This window comes from Corallococcus carmarthensis (assembly GCF_003611695.1).
GTDB classification, from domain to species: Bacteria; Myxococcota; Myxococcia; order Myxococcales; family Myxococcaceae; genus Corallococcus; species Corallococcus carmarthensis.
On sequence record NZ_RAWE01000048.1, the window covers coordinates 26,750 to 48,440 of the forward strand.

A 21,691-nucleotide genomic window follows, 5' to 3' on the forward strand; every position below is an offset into this window, starting at 1 on the left:
GTTCCAACCTCCCTACTTCGTCTGGAGCACCACCGTGGCCGCGGCCACGCCGGCATCATGGGTGAGCGCGAGCATCGCCTCCCACCCCCGCGCTTCCATCACTTCACGGGCCACGCCGGAGAGCACGAAGCGCGGCGGACCGCCCTCGCGCACCACCTCCATGTCCCGCCACTTCACGCCCGGAGGCACGCCCATCGCCTTCACCAGGGCCTCCTTCGCCGCGAACCGGGCCGCGTACGCGCTGGCCGCGTCGTGGCGCGGGGCGCAGTAGGCCCGCTCGCCGTCGGTGTACACGCGCGCGAGGAACGCCTCCGCGCGCGGCCCGTTCAGGATGCGCTGGATGCGCTCGATGGAGCAGAGATCCAACCCCAGGCCGACGATGGACATGCCGTCTACCCCGGGTCGCGCATCAGTTCGAGCATCTCGCGCACCGCGCGCTCGAAGCCCACCAGCACCGCGCGCGCCACGATGGCGTGGCCGATGTTCAGCTCGTCGATCTCCTGGATGCGCGCGATGGCCTGCACGTTGTCGTAGTTGAGCCCGTGGCCCGCGGCCACGCCCATGCCCAGCTTCGCGCTCGCCTTGGCCGCGTCCACGATGCGCGCCAGCTCCCGCGCGCGCTCCTTCTCGTTGCGCGCCTCGCAGTAGCGGCCCGTGTGCAGCTCGATCCGGTCCGCGTTCACCTTGTGCGACGCGCGCACCTGGTCCAGGTCCGGGTCGATGAACAGCGAGACGGCGATCTCCCCGTCCTTGAGGTTCTTGATGATCTTCGCGATGGATTCGCGCTGGCCCGCGACCTCCAGGCCGCCCTCGGTGGTGAGTTCCTCGCGCCGCTCGGGGACGAGCGTCACCACGTCCGGCTTGTACTCGTAGGCGATCTTCACCATCTCCGCGGTGGCGGCCATCTCCAGGTTCAGGAGCGTCTGCACCGTGTCGCGGAGGATGCGCAGGTCCCGGTCCTGGATGTGGCGCCGGTCCTCGCGCAGGTGGATGGTGATCTGCCGGGCGCCGGCCAGCTCCGCCATCGCCGCGGCCGTCACCGGATCCGGATACACGGTGCGCCGCGCCTGACGCAGCGTCGCCACGTGATCCACGTTGACACCCAGTCGCTGTCCCATCGTCCCGCTCCTTGCGCTGGCGCGGTGCGGGATGGTCCAAAGGCCCGGGCCCGCGCCGGCCCCTCTATTCGTGGCCGGCGTCCGGAAGTCAACCGCTGTCGCTAACCGTTCAGCGCCTTGGAGAGCGCCTCGACGATTTCGCGGGCGTACGCCTCGTTGCGCGCCGCGTCCTCGCCCTCAATCAGGACGCGGGCCTTGGGCTCCGTGCCGGAGAAGCGCACCAGCACGCGGCCATTATTGCCCAGCTTCTGCTCCACGTTCTTGATGGCCTTCATCACCGTGGGCAGCTCGCCCAGCTCGCGCTTCTGTTTCACCACGACGTTGAGCAGCGTCTGCGGCACCGGCTGGAAGATGGAGGCCAGCTCCGACAGCGGCTTCTGCTGACGGCACATCACGGCCAGCAGCTGCAGCGCCGCGAGCGTGCCGTCGCCCGTGGTGGTGTGGTTCAGGAAGATGAGGTGGCCGCTCTGCTCGCCGCCCAGGCTGTAGCCATTGCGGCGCATCTCGTCCACGACGTGCCGGTCACCAACGCGCGTGCGGACGACCTTCACGCCCCACTGCGACACCGCGCGCTCCAGGCCGATGTTGCTCATCACCGTGGAGACGAGCGTCTTCTTCTTCAGCTCCTTGCGCGCGACGAGCTCACCCGTGCAGATGGCCATGATGGCATCGCCGTCCACGACGTTGCCCTTCTCGTCCACGACGATGAGGCGGTCCGCGTCGCCGTCCAGCGCGACGCCCAGGTGGGCGCCGTGCTTCACCACCGCCTTGGCCAGGCCCTCCGGGTGGAGCGCGCCGCACTTGTGGTTGATGTTCTTGCCGTCCGGGGACACGCCCAGCGCGATGACCTTCGCGCCCAGCTCCTCCAGCACCGCCGGCGCCGTGCGGTACGCCGCGCCGTTGGCGCAGTCCACCACGATGGTCATCCCCTCCAGCGTCAGCTCGCGGGGGAACGTGGCCTTCAGGTAGACGATGTAGCGGCCGCGCGCGTCGTCCAGGCGGATGGCCCGGCCGATCTTCGTCGCCGTGGGGCGGATGTTGTCGATCTCGCCGCTGGAGACCAGCTCTTCAATCTTGGCCTCCGTCTCATCCGGCAGCTTGAAGCCGTCGCGCCAGAAGAACTTGATGCCGTTGTCCTGGTACGGGTTGTGGGACGCCGAGATGACGGCGCCCGCGTCCGCGCGCATGGACGTGGTGAGGTTGGAGATACCGGGCGTGGGCAGCGGGCCCACCTGCTCCACGTCGACGCCCATGGAGATGAGGCCGGCGGACAGGGCCTGCTCCAGCATGTAACCGGAGAGGCGCGTGTCCTTGCCCACGATGACGCGGTGGCGGTGCGGACCGTTGCGGATGAGGTACGCCAGGGCGCGGCCGAGCTTCATCGCGACCTCGGCCGTCATCGGATAGACGTTGGCGACACCACGAACGCCGTCCGTGCCGAACAGCCGCTCCGTCTTCTGAGCTTCCTTGGGGGGCATGTCCATCCTGTACGCCATGTGTGCCGCTCCACCTTTCCCATTGCCGGAAGGGCTCCGGCCACTCGCGTCCGGGGCTTATACCCCGTCCGGCACGTGGGCCCGAAGCTAGGGATGCGGTGCCACCCAGGCAAGCGCCCGGGCGTGCGCACCCGTCCCCTTTGCGACGCAAGGGCTTGCACCCGTCAGCCGCCGTACAGGTCGCCCCCACCCCGGGCGCCTCGGATGGCGTCCGCCACCGCGAGCGCGTCCCGGGCCTCCGCCACGTCGTGCACCCGCACCACGTCCGCGCCGCCCAGGACGGCCATGGCCGCCACCGAGCCCAGGGTGGCCGCCAGGCGCTCCTGGGGGCCCTTGCCGCCCGTCAGCTTCCCGAGGAAGGACTTGCGGCTGGTGCCCACCAGCAGGGGCTGCCCCAGCCCACGCAGCTCTTCCAGCCGGCGCAGCAGGAAGAGGTTGTGCTCCAGCGTCTTGCCGAACCCGATGCCCGGATCCACGAGGATGCGCTCGCGCGGGATGCCCGCCTCGGTGGCCTGGAACATCCCCTCCTCCAGGTAGTCCATCACCTCGCCCACCACGTCCGCGTACTGGGGCGCCTGCTGCATCGTCTTGGGCATGCCCTGGGTGTGCATCAGGCAACACGCGGCGCCTGCCGCGGCCACCACGCCCGCCAGCGCCGGGTCCGAGTGGAAGCCGGTGACGTCGTTGATGAGGTGGGCCCCGGCCTTGAGCGCCTCCTTCGCCACCGCCGCCTTCATGGTGTCCACGGAGATGGGCACGGTGGAGCGGCGCTTGATGCCCTCCACCACCTGGAGGATGCGCGACAGCTCCTCGTCCACGGACACCGGGAGGGAGCCCGGCCGGGTGGACTCGCCGCCCACGTCGAGGATGTCCGCGCCCGCGTCCACCAGCTTCAGCGCGTGCTCCACGGCGCTGGAGGCGTCCGGGAAGCGGCCGCCGTCGGAGAAGCTGTCCGGCGTCACGTTCACCACGCCCATGAGGTACGTGCGCGTGCCCCACTCGAACCGGCGCCCGCTCAGGGTCAGCGCCGGCATGGGCGCGGGGGACAGCACCTCCTCCAGCACGCGCGCCAGGCCGTCCGTGCGGGGGGACTTCCTGGCGAGCGAGATCAGCCGGTCGAACTGCTGGCGGCTGCCGGACAGGAGCACCTCGCCGGGATGGTCCAGGTGTCCACCCGGCGTCCAGGTGGGCAGCTTCTCGCGCTCCTTGGAGCCATACGGCGGGACCAGCTCCTCCTCGTAGGAGGGACGGCCCCCGGTGATGAGCACGTGGGCGTAGCCCAGCTCTCGCGTCAGGTGCTCGCGGTTGCGGGCGGACAGGTTCAGGCGGCGGAGGACCAGCGACAGGTCCTCGGGACGATCACGGGAGATGAGGCGGGCGCGCAGCACGGTCAGGACCCCTTCAGAGCGTGAGGGCGGCGAGGGGTCAGTGTCGCCGCTTCGCCCGGTCCAGGGAAGGGAGGACGGCGGGAACGCGCGCGTGAAGCCGCAAAGCAGAAGGCCCTCCCCGGTTCCATGGGAAGGGCCTTCGTCACTTCAGGAGGGAACCGGGAAGGGCGTTACGCCTTCTTCGGCTCCATGTTGGGCAGGCCCTCGAGCGCGTCGAGGATCTTCCGCTTGTCCTTCTTCTCCGTCGGCTTCGGCGAGGAGCTCACGCGCGGCGCCGGGCGCTCACGGGTGAGCTGGCCACCCTGGAGGATGATGTTCACGTCCTCGGCGTCGAGCGTCTCGTACTCCACCAGGGCGTCGGACACGCGCTGGAGCACGTCCAGCTTGTCCGTGAGCAGCTGCTTGCCGTGCGTGTAGCAGCCCACGACGATGCTGCGGACCTCCGAGTCGATCTGCCGGGCGGTGTCCTCGGAGTAGTCCTTGGACGAGTTGAAGTCGCGGCCCAGGAAGACCTCACCGTCGCTCTTGCCGAACGCCAGCGGGCCCATCTTCTCGCTCATGCCCCAGCGGCACACCATGGCGCGCGCCGTCTCCGTGGCCCGCTCGATGTCGTTCGCCGCGCCGCTGCTCATCTCGTTGAACATGAGCTCTTCGGCGATGCGGCCACCCATGGCCATGGTGATCTGGTCGAGGATCTGCTTGCGGTAGCCGTTCACCTTGTCCTCGGTGGGCAGGCTCCAGGTGACGCCCAGGGCCTGACCGCGCGGGATGATGGTGACCTTGTGCAAGGGGTCGCAGCCGGGCAGCAGCTTGGCGAGGAGCGCGTGGCCGGCCTCGTGGACGGCCGTGTTCCGCTTCTCCTTGTCGGTCATGATCATGGACCGGCGCTCCGGGCCCATGAAGACCTTGTCCTTCGCCTGCTCGAAGTCCGCCAGGTCCACGCGCTCCTTGTTCTGGCGCGCGGCCATCAGGGCCGACTCGTTGACCAGGTTCTCCAGGTCCGCACCGGTCATGCCGGGCGTACCGCGGGCGATGACCTCCAGCTCCACCTCCGGGGCCAGCGGCACGCGGCGGGTGTGCACCTTCAGCACGCCCAGGCGGCCCTTGAGGTCCGGACGGGGAACGATGATGCGGCGGTCGAAGCGGCCCGGGCGCTGGAGCGCCGGGTCCAGCACGTCCGGACGGTTGGTGGCGGCGATGAGGATGACGCCGTCGTTGGACTCGAAGCCGTCCATCTCCACCAGCAGCTGGTTGAGCGTCTGCTCACGCTCATCGTGACCGCCGCCCAGGCCCGCGCCACGGTGGCGGCCCACGGCGTCGATTTCGTCGATGAAGATGATGCAGGGGGCGTTCTTCTTGCCCTGCTCGAAGAGGTCGCGCACGCGGCTGGCGCCGACGCCCACGAACATCTCCACGAAGTCCGAGCCGGAGATGGAGAAGAACGGGACGCCCGCTTCACCGGCCACCGCGCGGGCGAGCAGCGTCTTGCCCGTGCCCGGGGGGCCCATCATCAGGACGCCCTTGGGGATGCGGCCGCCCAGCTTGGTGAACTTCTTGGGGTCCTTGAGGAAGGCGACGATCTCCTCCAGCTCCTCCTTGCACTCGTCCACGCCGGCCACGTCCGCGAACGTGACCTTGTTGTGGCTTTCGCTGAGGAGCTTCGCCTTCGACTTCCCGAACGTCATCGCCTTGCCGCTGCCGCCCTGGAGCTGGCGCATGAAGAAGATGAAGAACAGGAACAGGAAGACGACGGGCATCCACTGCCCGAGGATGGTCAGCCAGAGGCTGTTCTGCTCCTCGCGCTCGTACTTCACGTCCACGCCGGAGGCGCGGAGCTGGTTGAGCACGGCCACGTCCGGAGCGGGACCCGTGGTCCGGAACTTGTCGTTCGAGTCGCTGAACGTGCCGGAGTAGGTGTTGCCCTTGACGGAGACGGCCCGGACCTTCTTCTCCTCCACCTTGGTCAGAAGCTGGGTGAAGGTCGGTTCCTGTACCTGCTCGTTGCCTTGCGAGAAGAAATTGTAGAAGGCGACGAAGAGGACGATCAGGATGACCCAGAGCCCGATGGTCTTGTAGGTCGAACGCACGTTTCAGCTGCCCTTTCGGTACTCGGCGGGATGAGGGCCGTGCCAGGAGGAACCCTGGCGAAGTTCGTCATGTGCCCGGCGCCCGCCCGTGTGCAGGCCAGCGACGGACCGTATCAGCAACAGTAAAAAGCCCTCAACTATTTAGGGGACCGCGACCATCCCCCGTTTCGAAGCATCGACTCTATAACGGAGGGGTCCGCCGTTCGCTTGAAGCCGGCGGGAACGCCCACAGCGAGTGTCGGCAAGCCATCTCGCGCGAAGGCGCCCCGGGTTCGACGGAGCGCGGCAGGAGCCCGGGAAGCCACAGCGGGGCATCGCGCGCGTCCACCACCACGGGCTGCGCGGCCCGCGCCTCCGCCGGGATCCGGGCATCCACCAGCGCGTCCTGCACCTTGCGATGGCCCGCGCGCGTGCGGACGCGGTCGCCCTGCTTCCTCGAACGTACCGTGAGTGGCCACGCTGTCCCCTCCTCCAACATCAAGCCCAACACTCCCGGGGGAGCGGATCCTTCCGCCACCTGGAAGCGCCACGCACCAAAGTTCCCCTGGGCCCCCGGTCCTGGGAGCACCAGCGGCGAGGGAGGCGCTTCCCGTTCGCACCCCACGCAGCGCACCCGCCCGCCGGTCACCTTCAGGAGGAGGCCGTCGCTGAGAGCCACGGCGCCCCCGCGCGCCACCACGTCCCGCGTGCGCTCCAGCGTGGCGTGGTCCACCCGCGCGCCCGCCACGCCCAGCAGCCGGGCGAGCACCCGGCGCGACAGCGGAGGCTCCAGCGCGCGCAGCCCCACGGCGTCCAGCCCTCCTCCAGGCAGCGCCAGCCGCTCCCAGGCCGCGTCCGCCAGCCCGGCGAGCAGGGCTTCGTCCTCGGAGGCGAGGCGCGCGAAAGTGGCCAGGTGCTCCACGGTGCTGAAGCCCGCCGCGCGGTTCAGCGCGGGAAGCACGTCCAGGCGCATGCGCGTGCGGAAGAGGGAGGGATCCGCGTTCATCGGATCACGCACGAACCCCACCTCCTCGGTGGCCAGGAAGGCGAGCACGTCCTCGCGCGAGCACGCGAGCAGCGGGCGGAGGAGCGTGGGTGCCCGGGCGTGGATGGCTCGTGCGCCCCGGAGCGCGGCGCCGCGGGACAGGCGCATCAGCAGCGTTTCGGCCTGGTCGTCGAGCGTGTGGCCGGTGGCCACGAAGTCCAGTCCGCGCTCCTGCCGCAGGACCTCCAGGGTCGCGTAGCGCGCCGCTCGCGCCCGGGCCTCCATCCCCGCGCCGGGCGACAGCGCGAGCCGCCGGACGTGGCAGGTCAGGCCCAGGCGTGCGGCCAGGCCGACGACGGAGGTCACCTCCTCCGCGGCTTCCGCCCGGAGGCCATGGTCCACCGTCGCCACCTCCACGCGCAGCGCCAGCGCCTCGCGAACACGCGCCGTTCCCACGAGGAGCGCGGTGGAGTCCGCCCCTCCGGAGACCGCGAGCAGCACCGAGCGGGAGGCGGCGCCGTGCCCGGCATAGGAGCGGGCGAGCGCGGCGGGCAGCGAGGGACGTTCAGGAGACGCGCGAGGCATGGCGCCAGCGATGGAATGGAGGGAGGGGTGACCGGGTTACAGATTCGCGGTGGGCGGAAGGCGTGGGAATGCGTTCCATGATTCCCACAATGGATGGACGCGGGGCGGAAATAGAACGGCGCCCCACGGTTGTTGGTCGGACGTTCTGGACTTCATGACGTTGGACCTAGGGGTCCCCCCCCTCCCCCTCTGGGTCCACGGGGCCGCTCGGAGATTCGCTCCCTGCGGTCCCTCTTTCCGAAGCGCCCCGGTCTCCCTCGTGGAGGCCGGGGCGTTTCTCTTTTCAGCTGTCAATGCAGTGTCGGAAGCGGAGCGTTCAGCACTCGGGCGCACGCTTGAGTGCTCCGAAACCGTTGACCCTTCAGGGCGTCTGTCGGATAACCGCTCCGGTGTGTTCAGGTCGTCACCTCGAATCCGCCCCGGAGACCCAGGCATGGCAGGCACCGACAAGCGCAAGCAGTCGCTGTACTTCCCCGAGGAGATGCTGAAGGAGATCCAGGAGGAGGCGAACCGGCAGGACCGTTCCCTCTCATGGGTGGTGCAGCAGGCCTGGAAGATCGCCCGCGACCGCATCAAGTCATTCCCTGCCGTGAACGACGTCACTGGCGACGAGCGCACGGACCCGCGCGAAGAAAGGCCGTAAGGCAGGGCCATGGCCACCACGGATCACCGCAAGCAGTCACTCTATTTTCCCGAGGACATGCTGGAAGAGATCCAGCGCGAGGCGACGCGACAGGATCGTTCCCTGTCGTGGATCGTCCAGCAGGCGTGGAAGGTCGCCCGCGCCGACATCCGTCGGATGCCTTCGGTCAATGACGTGCTGGGCCCCCTGCCGCCACGGCCGGTGGCCGCCGCGGCGCAGACGGCCACCTCCGCTCCGGCGGTGGTGACGGCCAGCGCCCCGGCCTCATCGGACGAGCCCTCCAAGACGTAAGGGGCCGTCCACCCCGGCCCTCGCAAGCCTTCCTCCGCGCGCGACGTCAGCGCGGAGCGGGCCGGGCGGGCCGGGCACAGTTATCGAAGACGATGCGTGGGGCTTCCTTCAGCGCCTGGACCGGGCTGGGGTACGTGCTCTTCATGTACGCCGCCGCGATGTTGGCGTCCGTGCCGCCCAGCTTGCGCGCCGTCACCGGGTTGCGGTCCGGGTCCTGTCCGGCGTTGCCCAGGATGCCGCCGTAGCCGTCCCCGCCATCCAGCACGAACGTGGACATCGCCACGCGGTAGCGGATGGACGCGTCGTCGCGCGCGGGGATGGACACCGTGCGGCCCTTCACGCGCAGCTCCGTCACGCGCTGGCCCGCGGCACGCGCGCAGTCCACGCGCAGGGTGGTGCCGTCGGACACGTGGAGGAACGCGCCGGACGGCGACACGATGGCCTGCCCTTCCAGCGCCAGCGCCTCCACGGAGTGTTCGAAGAGGCCCACGAGCTGCTTCTCCGTGAGGTCCACCGTCACGACGAGGTTCTCGAAGAGGATGACCTCGTGCAGGACGCCGTCGGTGAGCGGCCCCGTGCGCAGCGACGGCCGGGTGACGCACAGGCCTTCGTCGCGCAGCGAGCCGCCGTTGATGATGCCCAGCTCGGTGGGCTTCGCGGCGCCGTCCTCCGCGTGGAGGAACGCGTCCGCGGCCAGCTGCCCCAGCGCGTTGTTGTCGTGCCGGGTGAAGGCGGAGGCCAGCTGGACCTCTTCCCCCAGGTAGCCCACGACGGCGTCGGGGTCGTCCACCAGCGGGGTGCAGGAGTCGTTGTACGCGAGGCACCCGGGCAGGAGCGCGAGTGCCGCGAGCGCGGCGGTGAGGTGGCGGCGGTCCATCAGTAGAAGGCCCTCAGGGTGAGGTAGCCGGATACGCCCTCGCGAGGCAGCAGGCCGGTGACGCGGTCCGGGCGGGGCACGTCGTCGCGCAGGTCGTGGTCGAAGAGGTTCTGCGCGAAGAGCGTCACCTCGAAGTGCTCCCAGATGGGTTCGGTGCGCAGCTGCGCGGTGATGAGGCTGTAGGCGGGAATCTTGTAGCGGCGGATGAGCTCCAGCGTGGAGCGGTTGTTGTTGCGGCGCTCGGCGCCGGAGCGCACCACCACGTCCAGGTTCACCCAATCCCCCAGGGGCATGGACACGCCCGCGTTGAAGCGCGCCTGGGGCACGTCCGTGAGCAGGCGGGCCTGTTCCGGCAGCTCCAGGTCCTGCGCGCGTGACAGGCTGGCGTTGACCCACGCGGCGGCGCGCTTGGACGCCTCCAGGCGGGCCTCCGCCTCCACGCCGTACACGCGCACGCCCAGCTCGCGGTTGCGCAGGGGGACGATGTTGCCGCTGGTGTCCACCGGGGTGATGGGCGAGGCGAAGTTCTGGAGGAAGCCGTTGGCGCGCACGCGCACGCGGGTGTCGCCGGCGGCCTGGACCAGGTCCACGCCCAGCTCGAAGGTGTCCACGGTGGTGGGCTGCAGGAGTGGGTTTCCCTCGAAGCGGCCCTGGTTGTAGTCGGTGTCGGGGATGCGCTCGACCAGCTCCTGGGGCGTGGGGGCACGGAAGGCGCGGCCGTACAGCGCCTTGAGGACGAGCGCGTCCGACGCGGCGATGACCAGACCCACGCGCGGGTTGACGCGCACCACCATCTTGCGGGCGTCGAGCGTGCCCGCGTCCGCGTCAGGCAATTGCGTGGCGTCCAGGCGCAGGCCGAAGGTGAGCGTGAGCGCGGAGAGGACGGTCCACTGGTCCTGCGCGGAGAGGCCCAGGTTGAGGCGGCTGGAGGCCGCGCCCTGCGTGAGGTCCACGAGCCCTTCGGGGGCGGCGGGGCTGGGGCGCAGGCGGCCGTCGAGCGTGTAGTTCGTGGTGTAGTCGTATTGGGACAGGGACTGCTGTTCCGCGACAAAGCCCAGGGTGAGGTGGTTCTCCTTCGCCAGCGCGAGGTCCGCGTCCACGGAGGCCGTCACGGTGCGCACGGTGACCTGCGTCTGTTCCTGGAGGCCGTCCGGGAAGAGGCGGTCCGCGCCGTCGCCGGTGCGGAAGTCGTGGGGCGTGAGCTGGAACAAACGGTCGGTGGACTGCTGATCGAAGCCCAGCCGGGCGCGCACCTGGCCGCCGTCGGAGAAGGGCCGCTCCCACGTGAGGTCGGCGAGGAGCACGTTCCAGGACAGCTCCGAGTCATTGCCCACGGTGTCGAACAGGCCGACGAGGGCATCGCGCTTCTCCGCGAGGTAGCGCGCGGTGACGCCCACGCGGCCAGCGCTGTCCAGGCCGTAGGACACGCCTCCGCCCGCGTTGACGAGGAAGCGTCCGTCACGGGTGCGGCCCGCGGGTTCATCCACGTCGCGCAGACCCTGGTCCACGGACTCGTCGTCGAGTGCATCGTGGTCGATGACGAGCGAGTCCCCTTCCTGGGTCCACAGGTCCAGGTCCGCGAACAGGCGCAGGTCGCCGGTGGTATGCGCGGCGGACAGGTGGCCGTCGGTGGCGAGCGCGAGCCGGCCGTCGTCGCGGGGGACGCCGCCCGTGGTGACGGCGCCGCGCACGCCGTCGGAGTGGTTCGTGATGAGGTTGACGACGCCCTGGAAGGCGCCCGCGCCGTAGATGGCGGAGCCGGGGCCGCGGATGACCTCGATGCGCTCCAGGTTCTCCACCGGCAGGTTCATGAGGGCCTTGCCGTCGAAGAAGTTGTTGAGGCGGTGGCCGTCCAGGAGGAAGAGGACCTCCGCGTCGTTGCGCAGGCCCCGGATGGCGGTGCGGTGGAAGCCCTGCACGTCGCGGCTGACGGACACGCCGGGCACGACGTCCAGCACGTCCGACACCGTGCGGGCGCCCAGCGCGATCATCTGCGCGCGGTTGAAGGAAGCGCCAATGGCCGGCACGGTGCGGACGGCCTCCTCCTGGAGGGACGTCACCGCGAGCACGTCCTCCGCGCTGTAGAGCGCCAGGTCGTCATCCATGGCGGTGCGCGAGGAAGAAGAGGACGCGCGGGAGTCGGCGCGGGTATCCGGAGGGACGTCCGCGTTGAGCGCGGCCATGGCGTCGTCGGAGCTGGAGGCGCGGGACGCTCCGGTGTCCGTACGGCCGGGAGTCCGCGGGTCCGTACCGTTCGCGCGCGGCGAGGCACGCGAGTCGGATGCATCCGTGCGAGGCGCGGCGCGTGAGGCGTCCGTGCGGGACGAAGAGCTTGAATCTGTCGCATCCGTCCGGCTCGGGACTCGCGAGTCCGTACCGGCCACGCGGCTCGAAGCCCGTGGATCAGAGGTCGCATCCGTTCGGCTCGGAGCGCGCGGGTCCGTACCGCTGGGGGTGCCGGGTGCTCGTGAATCGGAGGTCCCCGGCCGGGTGGACGAACGGGCGTCCACGCTGTCCGCACGATTCGGCGTCCGCGAATCGGGGGGCCCCGCCTGGGTCGACGCACGCGCATTCGTCCCATCCGGACGGCTCGTCGAAGGAGTCGGTGGTGGAGTGCGCGCGGGTTCATCGTCCTCCCCTCCCCCGGACGGCGGCGCGAAGGCATCGATGTCGGGCGCGGACTTCGGATCCTCGCGGGTTCCCTTGCGAACCGGCGGCGCCCGGACCGGCGGGGGCACCGGGGTCTGCGCTCCCACCATCACCCTCGCGGGCCGGAGCGCGGACATGAAGAGGGGCGTGCGCGCCCCATCCACCATCGCCGCCTCGATGAAGTACTCCACGCCGGGGGACACCATGTGCTCGGCGGGGAGGATCGCGCGGTACAGGTCTCCGTACTGGAGTTCCATCGGGACCTGGACGTATGGCTCGCCCGGACCGCGGTAGCGGACGAAGAGCTCCAGCACCTTGCCGCCATCCACCAGCGTCGCATCCAACTGGAGGGGCTGCCGGACCTCCGCGCGCTGCGGTGGCGCGTGCAACAGCGCGGGTTCCTGCGCGTGGACGGGGGCCGCGACGAACACCACGGCACAGAGGATGAGGGTGCGAGGAAGAACGGTCTGCAAGATTGACGAAGATGGTCCGTTGCAGGGCCATTCGAGTCAAGCAAGCCACCTGCCCGCGCCCCGCTGATTTTTTGCCGCCCCCGCGAGCGCATGCGACGGTGCCTGTCGCTCCATGCGCGCGTCGCTTGCCCTTCACCTCGCTCTCTTCCGCCGCCAACGCGCCCAGATCGCCCGGGTGGTCGAAGGCCGCACCGAAGCCTTCCGCGCCTACGAGGCCCGCTACCGCCGGCGTACGAGCACGTACCAGCGCGTGGTCCCCCTGACCCACGTGCACCAGCGCATCTCGGCGTCGGACCTCGTCTACGTCGGCGACTACCACACGCTGCCGCTCGCCCAGCAGACCTACCTGGACCTCGCCGAGCGCGCCCTCGCCTCCGGCCGCCGCGTCGTGCTGGCGCTCGAGTGCGTGGAGGGCCGTCACCAGTCGGCCCTCGACGCGTACCTGGCGGGACGCCTGCCCGAGCGCACCCTGCTGTCGCGGCTGGGCCACGGCCCCACCCCGGGCTTTGGTCCGGGCGCGGGCATCCGCGCCGTGCTGAACTTCGCGAAGCGCCACAAGCTCCAGGTGGCCGCCATCGACAGACGTGCGCAGGGTGAGCGTTCACTCGCACTGCGCGACGCCTTCGCCGCGGAGCGCATTGCCCGCGTGGCCCGCGCGGAGGACGTCCCTCTGGTGATGGTGCTGGTGGGCCAGTTCCACGCCGCGCCCTGCCACCTGCCCGCGCAGGTGGAGCGCGCGCTGGGAGACGCCCATCCGCGCCGCGGGCTCGTCGTGTACCAGAACGCCGAAGGCCTCTGGTGGCGGCTCGCGCGCGAAGGCCGGTTGGGCAGCGCGGAGGCCGTGGAGCTGGCGGACGGCGCGCTGTGCCTGATGAACGCCTCACCCGTCCTCTGCCAGCAGAGCTTCCTGGACTACCTGGAGGCCGAAGGCGACGACGCGCCCCTGCTGGACCGCAGCGCCGCGGAGCGCTTCCGCGACATGGCGGAGCTCATCGGCGGACTCGCGGGCGTGTCCGTGGGCCGCGAGCTGGATTCGGTGGAGGTGACGACGGCGGCGGACGGCGACGTGCTCGCCCGCATCCGCCGGCGCGGCCGCTTCACCCAGGCGGAGCTGTCCCAGCTGCGCAAGCACATCCTGTCGCGTGAGAGCGGCTACATCCCGCGCGCGCGCACGGCCTGGCTCGCGTCGCTGTCCCTCAACCACGCCGCGGAGGAGGCCGCCCACTTCGTGCGTCACTGCGCCGTGGGCGACGCCATGGACGCCCCGCGCGGCGCGTCCGAGGCCTTCTACGCGCGCTGTCTGGAAGAGGCCCTGGGCTTCTTCGGCTCCAAGCTGATCAACCCGCGCCGCGCCTGCCCCAGCGTCACGGAGTGGGCGAAGCGCTTCGGCGAGGCCCGGGGCCTGGAGCGGCAGATCGCCGCCTTCGTGCTCGCCCACAAGGCCACGGAGTCCGAGGCCCCCGACGAGGCCGTGAAGCTCCTCCCCCTGCGCCGCGACCGCCTGTTCCATGGCGTCAGCCACGCGCTCGGGTACCTGCTGGGGGACAGCCTCTACCGCGCCTTCGACGCGGGCCAGGTGGACACCGAGGACATCCGCGCCCTCTTCCGGGATCCGCTCGTGGATCCGCGCGGCGCGTACCTCACCTGGGCCGCGCGCCTTCGCGGTCTCTAGGCTCGCGCAGACGCCAACGCAGCTGAATCCGGCGCCTGCTTGCAGCTACCATCCAGCGGCATGACCCCATCTCCTCGCCGCCTCACGGGCGCTGCATCAGCACTCCTCCTGTCCCTCGCGGTCGGCCTCTTGCTGCCAGGGTGCTTCGCCGAACAGGGCGCCTGCGTCCATGGCTCGAACCTGTACTTCTGTTCGGAAGACACCGCGGACGATTGCCGCGACTTCTGGTGCGACGGCTGGGAGTACTGCGCCTACTTCGACGGCGACTCGTGCGCGGACGTGGGCTTTTCAGACGAAACGGTCGACCTGGACAGCTACTCGGAGCCGAGAACGCCCGATTGGAGCTGGGGAACGCCCTCAGGCGGCTCGAGCTCGGGCAGCGGCGGCGCGTGCGCCTACTACGATTCGAGCCTGAACCGCGTGCTCTGTGATCAGCGCGCCGGGGCCTCCAGCTGTTCGGGCAAGTGGATGGGCAGCGGCACCAACTGTTCCAGCCTCAAGTGCACGAGCAACACCGACCCCAACAGCTGCACCGTGTCGGGAGGAAGCTCGGGCGGCACCTGCACGTCCACATACCAGGGCCCCACCGGCGATGCGCAGGTCTATACCCAGTGCGCCTCCGTGTGGAACTACCGCTGCCAGCAGAAGAACGACAGCGCGGCGGACCAGAACTGCCTCGTCTACGACTCGCTCGAGGCCACGGTGGAGTGCCCGTACTGCCCCTGAGCGTTCCTCAACGGGCCAGAGCAGGTGGACCGCGAGCCAGCGGTCCACCGCGCCAGGAGCCCTGAGGCTCAGGCCTTGTTGACGATCGTCTTCGGCGGCAGCTTGAGCACCTGGCCCACCTTGATGTGGTCCGGGTCCTTGAGCTGATCCTTGTTGGCCTCGAAGATCTTCGTGTACAGCTTCATGTCCCCGTAGATGTCCTTGGCGAGCTTGCTGAGCGTGTCGCCGGACTTCACGGTGTGGACGCCGTAGGGCTCGGCGTGGGTCACGTTGAGCATGACCATGACCTCGTCGTTCCACTTCGGGTGCTTCGCCTTGATCTGATCCCACATGCGATCGCGGTCGAAGGCGTGGTCGACGGCGCCCTTGATGACGAGCTTGCCGTTCTCCTCGCGCGTTTCGATCTTCGCGCCCACGCTCTTCGCCACGTCCAGCACGTCCTGATAGTCGTTCTGCAAGGCCATCCGCGTTCTCCTGTCGTGAGGGCGCGAACTCAAGCACCGCGCCCACTGGCAATGACGGGCCGCCGGGAAAGGCGTGAACGAAGCTCAACACTGCGGCGCCAGGAGCTGTTCAGAGCACCACGTCCGCCCCACCCTCCGGTTCGGCCTTCAGGTCCTCGGGCGGTGCGAAGGTGCCGTCCGGCCGCAGCTCGCGCAGGACCTCTTCGCGGCTCAGGCGCACCGCGCGGATGGTGCCATCCGGCGACAGCGCGTAGACGCAGTCCTGGTCCGCCGCGCCGACGAAGAGGCCGCCCAGCGAGGGGTAGAGCATCACCAGCGCGAGCTCCGTCTCCAGCGGCCCCGGGAAGAGCACGTGCGCGTGCGCGGAGAAGGGAGGCCGCTCGCCGTCCGGGTCCGGCGCGACGGACACGGGGATGAGCCCCTGGTGCAGGGGCAGCTCCTGGAGTTTCTGACGGCCGTCCTTGCTGAAGCGGAAGCGGAAGTCGCCGCCCAGCAGGTACAGGTTCGAGTCGTCGAAGCCCTGGAGCACGTACACGGTGATGCCGCCGTCCTCCTCCACGACGATGGGGTTGAGCTGCTTGCGGCCGTGCACCTGGAAGACGCGCTCGCAGGCGGCGCTCACGGCGCGGGCCAGGGCGTCCATGCCTTCGGGCAGGGACTCGACGGGGAAGTCCTCCATCTCGCCGGAGAACTCGACGGGCGCGCGGTACGCGTACGCGGGGACGAACGCGTCCTGCGGATTGAAGCGGCCGAAGACGGCGTACCAGGCGTTGCCGCGCGGCACGGTGAAGAACCAGTTCATCTTCGTGCGGTCCAGGTCCGGACGCTCGAGCAGCAGGTCCGTGGCGCGGATGGCGCCCTGCTCCGATTCGACGATGTACCGGGCGCGCTTCTGCACGCGCTGGAGCTCCGCGTCCGCCACCAGCACCACCGGCGAATCCGCCGCGTCCGGCGTGTCCTCCGGGGCCTGCTGCGTCACCGCGGCTTGCGTCGCGCTGGAGTGCGCGCGGCAGCCCGCGGTCAATGCGACGAGGGCGACGAGGAGGCTGCGAAGCATGGGGACTCCCGCGGACGAAAGGGCCCGGTCAGTCTGTGCCGACCGGGGCCCTCGCGTCACGTCCCCCACTCACGGCGGGACCTCAGGCGCCCTGCTGCGTGGGCGCCAGCGCGGCTTTGATCTTCTGCTTCAGCGCCTTGCGGCGCTCCTTGAACTGCTCGCGCTGGGACTCGTCCACCTGGCCGTTGGCGGCGGCGCGCGCGGCCTTCATCTCCTCGTGGAGCTGCCTGGCCTCCGCCTTGAAGCTGTCGGCCTGGGCCTGCGTCAGGCGCCCTTCGGCGACCTGCTTGTCCAGCCGCTGCTCCATGTGGCCGAACTTGTGGCCCCCACCGCCGTGCTTGCCCCGGCGCCCCTCGCACTGGCCGGTCTTGTTGGCGGAGTCGGACGGCGCGGCCGTCTGGGCGAGCACGGGCACGGCGATGAGCAGCGTGGCGATGGCGGTACCGCGAAGCATGGACTTGAGCGACATGGTGTGTGGACTCCGGGTTCAGGTCAAAACGCTCCGGGAGCAGCCGCGCAGGCCCGCTTCCCGTCGCGCTCTGACACTCAAAACCCCGGAGCCCACGGAAGGTTAAATCCCGTCCGGAAACCGCCGGTTACTGGCAGTCCGCCATGCTGTAGGTGAAGTCCTGGCGCGGCGTGTGGCCCGGGTCCTGGTTGATGGCCGCGATGCTCAGGTCCGTGTACGACACCGTCTGCGTGCCGCCGATGACCATCTGCGTGCGCTGCACGCGCGTGGTGGACAGCACCACCTTGCCCGTCGTGCCGTTGGGCTCGATGCGGAAGCAGTTCAGGATGCGCGGATCCACCGTGGAGCGGTTGCACCGCGTGTACTGCCCCAGCACCACGCGCTGCTGGTACGTGCAGCGGCAGTCCCACGGGTCATAGGCCTCCGTCACCGTGGCCGCCTCGTAGCCCATGGCCGTCTGGACCACTTCCAGGTAGCTGCCGTCCTGCGGCTGCGTGCAGCGCAACACCGTGTCACCCACCGCGCCCTGCTTCACCTCCGCCAGCGACGGCTCCACCGCCACCTGGGCGCCCGCCTCGATGGCGTTCAGCGGATCCCGCGCACCCGCGCCCTCACAGCCCAGGCCCAGCATCGACACACCCAGCAGCAGCACAGCGGACGCACGCAGTGACATCTTCATGGACGGCTCCTACAAAAGGGGGATGTCCGGATGGACCCGGACATCACACCTGTAGGCTTTTGCGGCTCCCGAGCGCAACGCCCTTCTGTGTCACGATCGCGAGGCGGGCTTCAGCGCCCGGGTGGCGATGAAGGTGGACAGGAACGTGGAGAGCAGGTCCTTCGCCTCGAACTTGTCCTCGAACAGGTTCGTGAGCACGAAGCCCGCATCCAGCTGCCCGCCCAGCTGATCCTCCAGCGAGTGGCCCACGCACATGGGCTCGTTCTTGTCGCTGTACCGGCGGCGCTCCTCGTCGGTGAGGCTGGTGAAGTCGGAGTACGGCATCGTGTACTTGAGCCGCATCACGCCCTTCTCCTCCTCGGCAGGGTCGAAGAGGTAGCGCACTGGGTTGCAGATGCCCGACAGGAGCACGCCGCCCGGACGCAGCACACGGAAGGCCTCGCGCCACACCGGCCGGATCTCCTCCGCGAAGCAGTTGGAGCACGGGTGGAAGATGAGGTCGAAGCTCCCGTCGGCGAAGGCGGACAGGTCCCGCATGTCGCCCTCCACGTACTGGAGCGTCAGGCCCTCGCGCTCGGCCACCTTCCGGTCCTGCGCCAGCTGCGCGGGCGAGTTGTCGAACACGGTGACTCGCGCGCCCGCCGCCGCGAGCACCGGGCACTGCTGGCCGCCCGCGCTCGCCAGGCCCAGCACGTCCTTGCCCTTCAGGTCCCCGAACCACGCGCGCGGCACGGGCTTCGTCGGGGTGAGCACCACGCTCCAGTCGCCCCGCCGCGCGGCGGCGATGACCTCCGAGGACACCGGCACCGTCCACGGATTGTTCCGGCCCACCTCTCCGTTCCACGCCTCGCGGTTGTACGTCCGCACGTCCAGGTCAGTCTTCATGCAGCACCCGTCCTTCCATGCCTCCAGCCACGGTGACGACTTCGCCCGTCACGTGGCCGGAGATGCGATCCGACGCGAGCGTCACCACGACGCGCGCCACGTCCTCTGGCTGCCCCACCTTGCGCAGCGGCATCGTCCGCGTGACGCGGCCGACGAACTTCGGGTCCCCCAGCTTGTCGCGGTTGCGGTCCACCGCCGTCCAGCCCGGGCACACCACGTTGACGCGGCCCATGGGCGCGATGCGGTGAAGTTCGTTCTTCAGGCTCTTCACGAAGCCGGCCGCCAGCGCGCCCTTCGCCGCCGCGTAGTCCGTGTGGCCCGCTTCACCGAAGAGGCCCGCCGTGGAGCTGATGATGACGATGGTGCCCGTGCCCGTGGTCTCCACGTGGCGAAGGAACGCGCGGCAGCTCAGGAACACGCTGTCCAGGTTCTGCGCCAGCGTGCGGCGCCAGCGCTCCAGTGACATCCGCCACAGCGGTTCGTCGGGCGCGGGATACACGCCGGTGTTGCACACCAGCACGTCCAACCGGCCCAGATCCTTCACCGCCTGCGGCACCAGCGCGTCCACGTCCGCCTCCACCGTGAGGTCCGCGCGCACGGCCGCGCCGCCCACTTCGCGCGCAAGCGCCGCCGCCTTCTCCTGGCTGCGGTGGTAGTGCACCGCCACCTTCGCGCCCTCGCCCGCGAACGCACGCACCAGCGCGGAGCCGATGCCGCCCGCGCCCCCGGTCACCAGCACACCCTTGCCCTGCAGTCCCGTGTCCATCGCTTCGCGACTCCCCATGGGCTCCCGTCAGGCCGGGAGGAATGCGCGGCATGATGCCCGAGCCGTCCCGGGTGGACAGCCGGATGCAGCGGCGGTGTCGCCAGGTGCATCGTCAGGTGCTCTGCGTGCGGGGCAGCGGGACGAACTGCGCGCTGGGCTCCTGACAGCGCCGCGCTACGGCGTGGCCAGTCGCGCGCGGATGCCCTCGACGAGCAGGTCCAGCCCGAAGGCGAACCGGCGGTCGAAGTCGCGGTCCAGGATGGCGTCCACCGCGCCCGCCGCGTGGGGATAGCGCGCCGAGGCGAGTTGACGCAGCGCCCCTTCCCGCTCTTTCGCTTCCACCTCCTGCGCGCTGAGGCCCTGCTCCTCGATGGTGAAGCCCAGCACGTAATCCAGCGCGGTGAACGCCGCCCAGCCCGCTGTCCGCGAGTCGAACCCCGCGCGTGTGAGCGCGCCGATGAGCGTGTCCGCGATGCGCAGCGTGTGCTCGGACACCACGAAGGTGCCGGCATACACGCGGGCGCCGTCCCGGTGGGACCGGAACGCGCGCCGCAGCTCCTCCGCCACGGTGCGCACCACCGGCTCCCACGGCGACTCCGCCGTCAGCGTCCGCGCCACGTCCCGCACCAGCGAGTCCGCCATCGCGTCCAGCAGGGCCTGCTTGCCCGGGAAGTGCCAGTACAGCGACGGCGCCTGGATGGAGAGCGCCTTGGCCAGGACGCGCATCGTGAGGCCTTCCAGGCCGTGCTCGTCCAGCAGCGTCCACGCCGCCGCCACCACCTGCTCCCGCTGGATTCGCATGCCCTGTCCGGCCCTCGTTGGCTTGACAAACTAACAGCGTTAGTCGATCCCTAACAACGTTAGTTTGACGCCTTCGGGCGGGAGGTCGGTCATGGCGGAGGTCCTCGATGTGGCGGTGGTGGGAGGAGGTCCCACCGGGCTGTGGCTCGCGTGCGAGCTGGCGCTGGCGGGCGTCCGGGTGGAGCTGTTCGAGCGGCGCGCGGAGGCCGTGCGCGAGTCGCGGGCGCTGACGCTGCATCCGCGCTCGCTGGAGGTGCTGGCGCTGCGCGGGTTGGAGGGGCGGTTCCTGGAGCGGGGACGGCCGCTGCCCACCGGGCACTTCGCGATGCTCGACACGCGCCTGGACTTCAGCGTCCTGGACACGCGCTTCCCCTACACGCTGTTCCTTCCGCAGGCGGTAACGGAGGCCCTGCTGGAGGAACGGGCGCGGGAGCTGGGCGTGGCCGTGCGGCGCGGCCACACCGTGGAGGCCCTGCGGCAGGACGGCGAAGGCGTCGACATGGAGGGCGCCACGGACGCGGGCACCTTCCGGATCCGAGCACGCTACGTGGTGGGCGCGGACGGGGCCCGGAGCGCGGTGCGCAGGCTGGCGGGCATTCCGTTCCCGGGGACGGACGTGACGCGCACGGCGGTGTTGGGGGACGTGACGCTGGGCGCACCGCCGGTCCAACCCGCCCTCGGCATTTCGAACGAACGGGGCGGCGTGATGGTGGTGCCCATGGCCCCAGGGGTCCACCGCATCGTCGTCAGTGATCCGCTCCGCGAGAAGGCGCCCGTGCGCGAGCCCGTCACGCTGGAGGAGTTGAGGGAGAGCACGCTGCGCATCGCGGGCTCGGACTTCGGCATGCGGGAGCCCCGGTGGCTGTCGCGCTTCGGCAACGAGACGCGGCTCGCGGAGCGCTACCGCGAGGGGCGCGTGCTGCTCGCCGGAGATGCCGCGCACATCCACTTCCCGGCGGGAGGCCAGGGGCTCAACGTCGGCCTGCAGGACGCGATGAACCTGGGATGGAAGCTCGCGGCGGTGGTGAGGGATGGCGCACCGGAGGCGCTGCTCGACAGCTACTCTCGCGAGCGCCGACCCGTGGGTGAGGCGCTGATCCACAACACGCTGGCGCAGACCGCCCTCATGGGCGCCACGCGCGAGACGCTGGCCCTGCGCACGCTGATGAGCGACCTGATCCGTGAGCCGAAGCTGAACCGCCAGCTCGCGGACAACATCGGGGCGCTCGACGTGGGCTACGCGCCGCTGGACGTGCCCGCGCCAGAGGTGCGCTCACCGCTGCTGTCCGAGTGGTGCGGCCGCCGGCTGAGCGACGTGGAGTTCCAACAGCGGGACGGAGTGGACGTACGGCTCTACTCGGCACTGCACCCGGGCCGGTGGTTGCTGCTGGGCCTGGGAGAGGACGACTCACGCCCCCTGCCCCGCTGGGAGCCCGGCTGGCCCTCGCAGGTGACGACGTTGCGCGCAGGGGGCCGCGTGGGACGCGGGAACCTCGAAGGCGTGGGCGGCATGCTGGTGCGCCCGGACGGCCACGTCGGTTGGGCCTGGGCCGCCTGAGACAAGAAGGCCCGGGGCGTCGTCCGCTCCCGGGCCTTCGCGT

At 70.3% G+C, this 21,691-nt stretch carries 20 protein-coding genes; 5 read left to right on the forward strand and 15 right to left on the reverse strand.

Annotation, left to right across the window (positions count from 1 at the left end):
- Positions 1-12: 12 nt before the first annotated feature.
- The 6 genes from D7X32_RS15610 to tilS form a co-directional block, all read right to left on the reverse strand.
- Positions 13-387 carry a holo-ACP synthase gene (locus D7X32_RS15610; protein WP_120603338.1) on the reverse strand — a complete coding sequence of 125 codons (375 nt, stop codon included), beginning with the start codon at positions 385-387 and terminating at the stop codon, positions 13-15.
- A gap of 5 nt (positions 388-392) precedes the next feature.
- Positions 393-1,118 carry a pyridoxine 5'-phosphate synthase gene (locus tag D7X32_RS15615; RefSeq protein ID WP_120603339.1) on the reverse strand — a complete coding sequence of 242 codons (726 nt, stop codon included), beginning with the start codon at positions 1,116-1,118 and terminating at the stop codon, positions 393-395.
- Between the two features lie 101 nt (positions 1,119-1,219).
- Complete coding sequence (gene glmM, locus D7X32_RS15620) at positions 1,220-2,614, reverse strand: phosphoglucosamine mutase (RefSeq protein ID WP_120595760.1); 1,395 nt, start codon at positions 2,612-2,614, stop codon at positions 1,220-1,222.
- A gap of 164 nt (positions 2,615-2,778) precedes the next feature.
- Positions 2,779-4,002, reverse strand: a complete 1,224-nt coding sequence (folP, locus tag D7X32_RS15625) for a dihydropteroate synthase (protein WP_120603340.1) — start codon at positions 4,000-4,002, stop codon at positions 2,779-2,781.
- Between the two features lie 170 nt (positions 4,003-4,172).
- Complete coding sequence (ftsH, locus tag D7X32_RS15630) at positions 4,173-6,089, reverse strand: ATP-dependent zinc metalloprotease FtsH (protein WP_120603341.1); 1,917 nt, start codon at positions 6,087-6,089, stop codon at positions 4,173-4,175.
- Positions 6,090-6,270: 181 nt separating this feature from the next.
- Positions 6,271-7,638, reverse strand: coding sequence for a tRNA lysidine(34) synthetase TilS (gene tilS, locus D7X32_RS15635; RefSeq protein WP_120603342.1), 1,368 nt, complete (start codon positions 7,636-7,638; stop codon positions 6,271-6,273).
- Between the two features lie 433 nt (positions 7,639-8,071).
- Here tilS and D7X32_RS15640 point away from each other — a divergent pair, with 433 nt between their 5' ends.
- A complete protein-coding gene (locus tag D7X32_RS15640; RefSeq protein ID WP_014396356.1) occupies positions 8,072-8,281 on the forward strand; it encodes a TIGR04563 family protein in 210 nt (69 codons plus the stop codon).
- Between the two features lie 9 nt (positions 8,282-8,290).
- Positions 8,291-8,572 carry a TIGR04563 family protein gene (locus D7X32_RS15645; RefSeq protein WP_120603343.1) on the forward strand — a complete coding sequence of 94 codons (282 nt, stop codon included), beginning with the start codon at positions 8,291-8,293 and terminating at the stop codon, positions 8,570-8,572.
- A gap of 46 nt (positions 8,573-8,618) precedes the next feature.
- On the opposite strand, the gene D7X32_RS15650 is transcribed toward D7X32_RS15645, so the two are convergent.
- Entirely contained in the window at positions 8,619-9,449 is an 831-nt protein-coding gene (locus D7X32_RS15650) for a 5'-nucleotidase C-terminal domain-containing protein (protein ID WP_120603344.1), read from the reverse strand.
- On the reverse strand, positions 9,449-12,571 hold the full coding sequence (locus D7X32_RS15655; protein ID WP_120603345.1) for a TonB-dependent receptor domain-containing protein: 3,123 nt from the start codon (positions 12,569-12,571) through the stop codon (positions 9,449-9,451). Before D7X32_RS15655 ends, D7X32_RS15650 begins: the two co-directional genes overlap by 1 nt.
- Positions 12,572-12,683: 112 nt before the next feature.
- Between D7X32_RS15655 and D7X32_RS15660 the strand changes: the two genes are divergently transcribed.
- Complete coding sequence (locus D7X32_RS15660) at positions 12,684-14,243, forward strand: ChaN family lipoprotein (RefSeq protein WP_120603346.1); 1,560 nt, start codon at positions 12,684-12,686, stop codon at positions 14,241-14,243.
- A 60-nt stretch (positions 14,244-14,303) separates the two neighbouring features.
- Entirely contained in the window at positions 14,304-14,969 is a 666-nt protein-coding gene (locus D7X32_RS15665; RefSeq protein ID WP_147450168.1) for a hypothetical protein, read from the forward strand.
- 68 nt (positions 14,970-15,037) lie between these two features.
- On the opposite strand, the gene D7X32_RS15670 is transcribed toward D7X32_RS15665, so the two are convergent.
- The 7 genes from D7X32_RS15670 to D7X32_RS15700 form a co-directional block, all read right to left on the reverse strand.
- The gene (locus D7X32_RS15670) at positions 15,038-15,433 is read right to left on the reverse strand and encodes a LysM peptidoglycan-binding domain-containing protein (protein WP_120603348.1); all 396 of its coding nucleotides are present in this window, start codon (positions 15,431-15,433) and stop codon (positions 15,038-15,040) included.
- A 109-nt stretch (positions 15,434-15,542) separates the two neighbouring features.
- Positions 15,543-16,490: a hypothetical protein gene (locus D7X32_RS15675; protein WP_120603349.1), complete on the reverse strand. Its 948-nt coding sequence runs from the start codon at positions 16,488-16,490 to the stop codon at positions 15,543-15,545.
- An 82-nt stretch (positions 16,491-16,572) separates the two neighbouring features.
- Positions 16,573-16,959 carry a hypothetical protein gene (locus D7X32_RS15680; RefSeq protein WP_120603350.1) on the reverse strand — a complete coding sequence of 129 codons (387 nt, stop codon included), beginning with the start codon at positions 16,957-16,959 and terminating at the stop codon, positions 16,573-16,575.
- Positions 16,960-17,086: 127 nt separating this feature from the next.
- Positions 17,087-17,638, reverse strand: a complete 552-nt coding sequence (locus tag D7X32_RS47530; RefSeq protein WP_120603351.1) for a hypothetical protein — start codon at positions 17,636-17,638, stop codon at positions 17,087-17,089.
- A 90-nt stretch (positions 17,639-17,728) separates the two neighbouring features.
- Complete coding sequence (locus D7X32_RS15690) at positions 17,729-18,523, reverse strand: class I SAM-dependent methyltransferase (RefSeq protein WP_120603352.1); 795 nt, start codon at positions 18,521-18,523, stop codon at positions 17,729-17,731.
- Positions 18,513-19,289, reverse strand: a complete 777-nt coding sequence (locus D7X32_RS15695) for an SDR family NAD(P)-dependent oxidoreductase (protein ID WP_120603353.1) — start codon at positions 19,287-19,289, stop codon at positions 18,513-18,515. Before D7X32_RS15695 ends, D7X32_RS15690 begins: the two co-directional genes overlap by 11 nt.
- A gap of 174 nt (positions 19,290-19,463) precedes the next feature.
- Entirely contained in the window at positions 19,464-20,090 is a 627-nt protein-coding gene (locus D7X32_RS15700) for a TetR/AcrR family transcriptional regulator C-terminal domain-containing protein (protein WP_120603354.1), read from the reverse strand.
- Between the two features lie 91 nt (positions 20,091-20,181).
- On the opposite strand from D7X32_RS15700, the gene D7X32_RS15705 reads away from it, so the two are divergent.
- On the forward strand, positions 20,182-21,648 hold the full coding sequence (locus tag D7X32_RS15705) for an FAD-dependent monooxygenase (protein WP_120603355.1): 1,467 nt from the start codon (positions 20,182-20,184) through the stop codon (positions 21,646-21,648).
- The last annotated feature ends 43 nt before the right edge of the window (positions 21,649-21,691 follow it).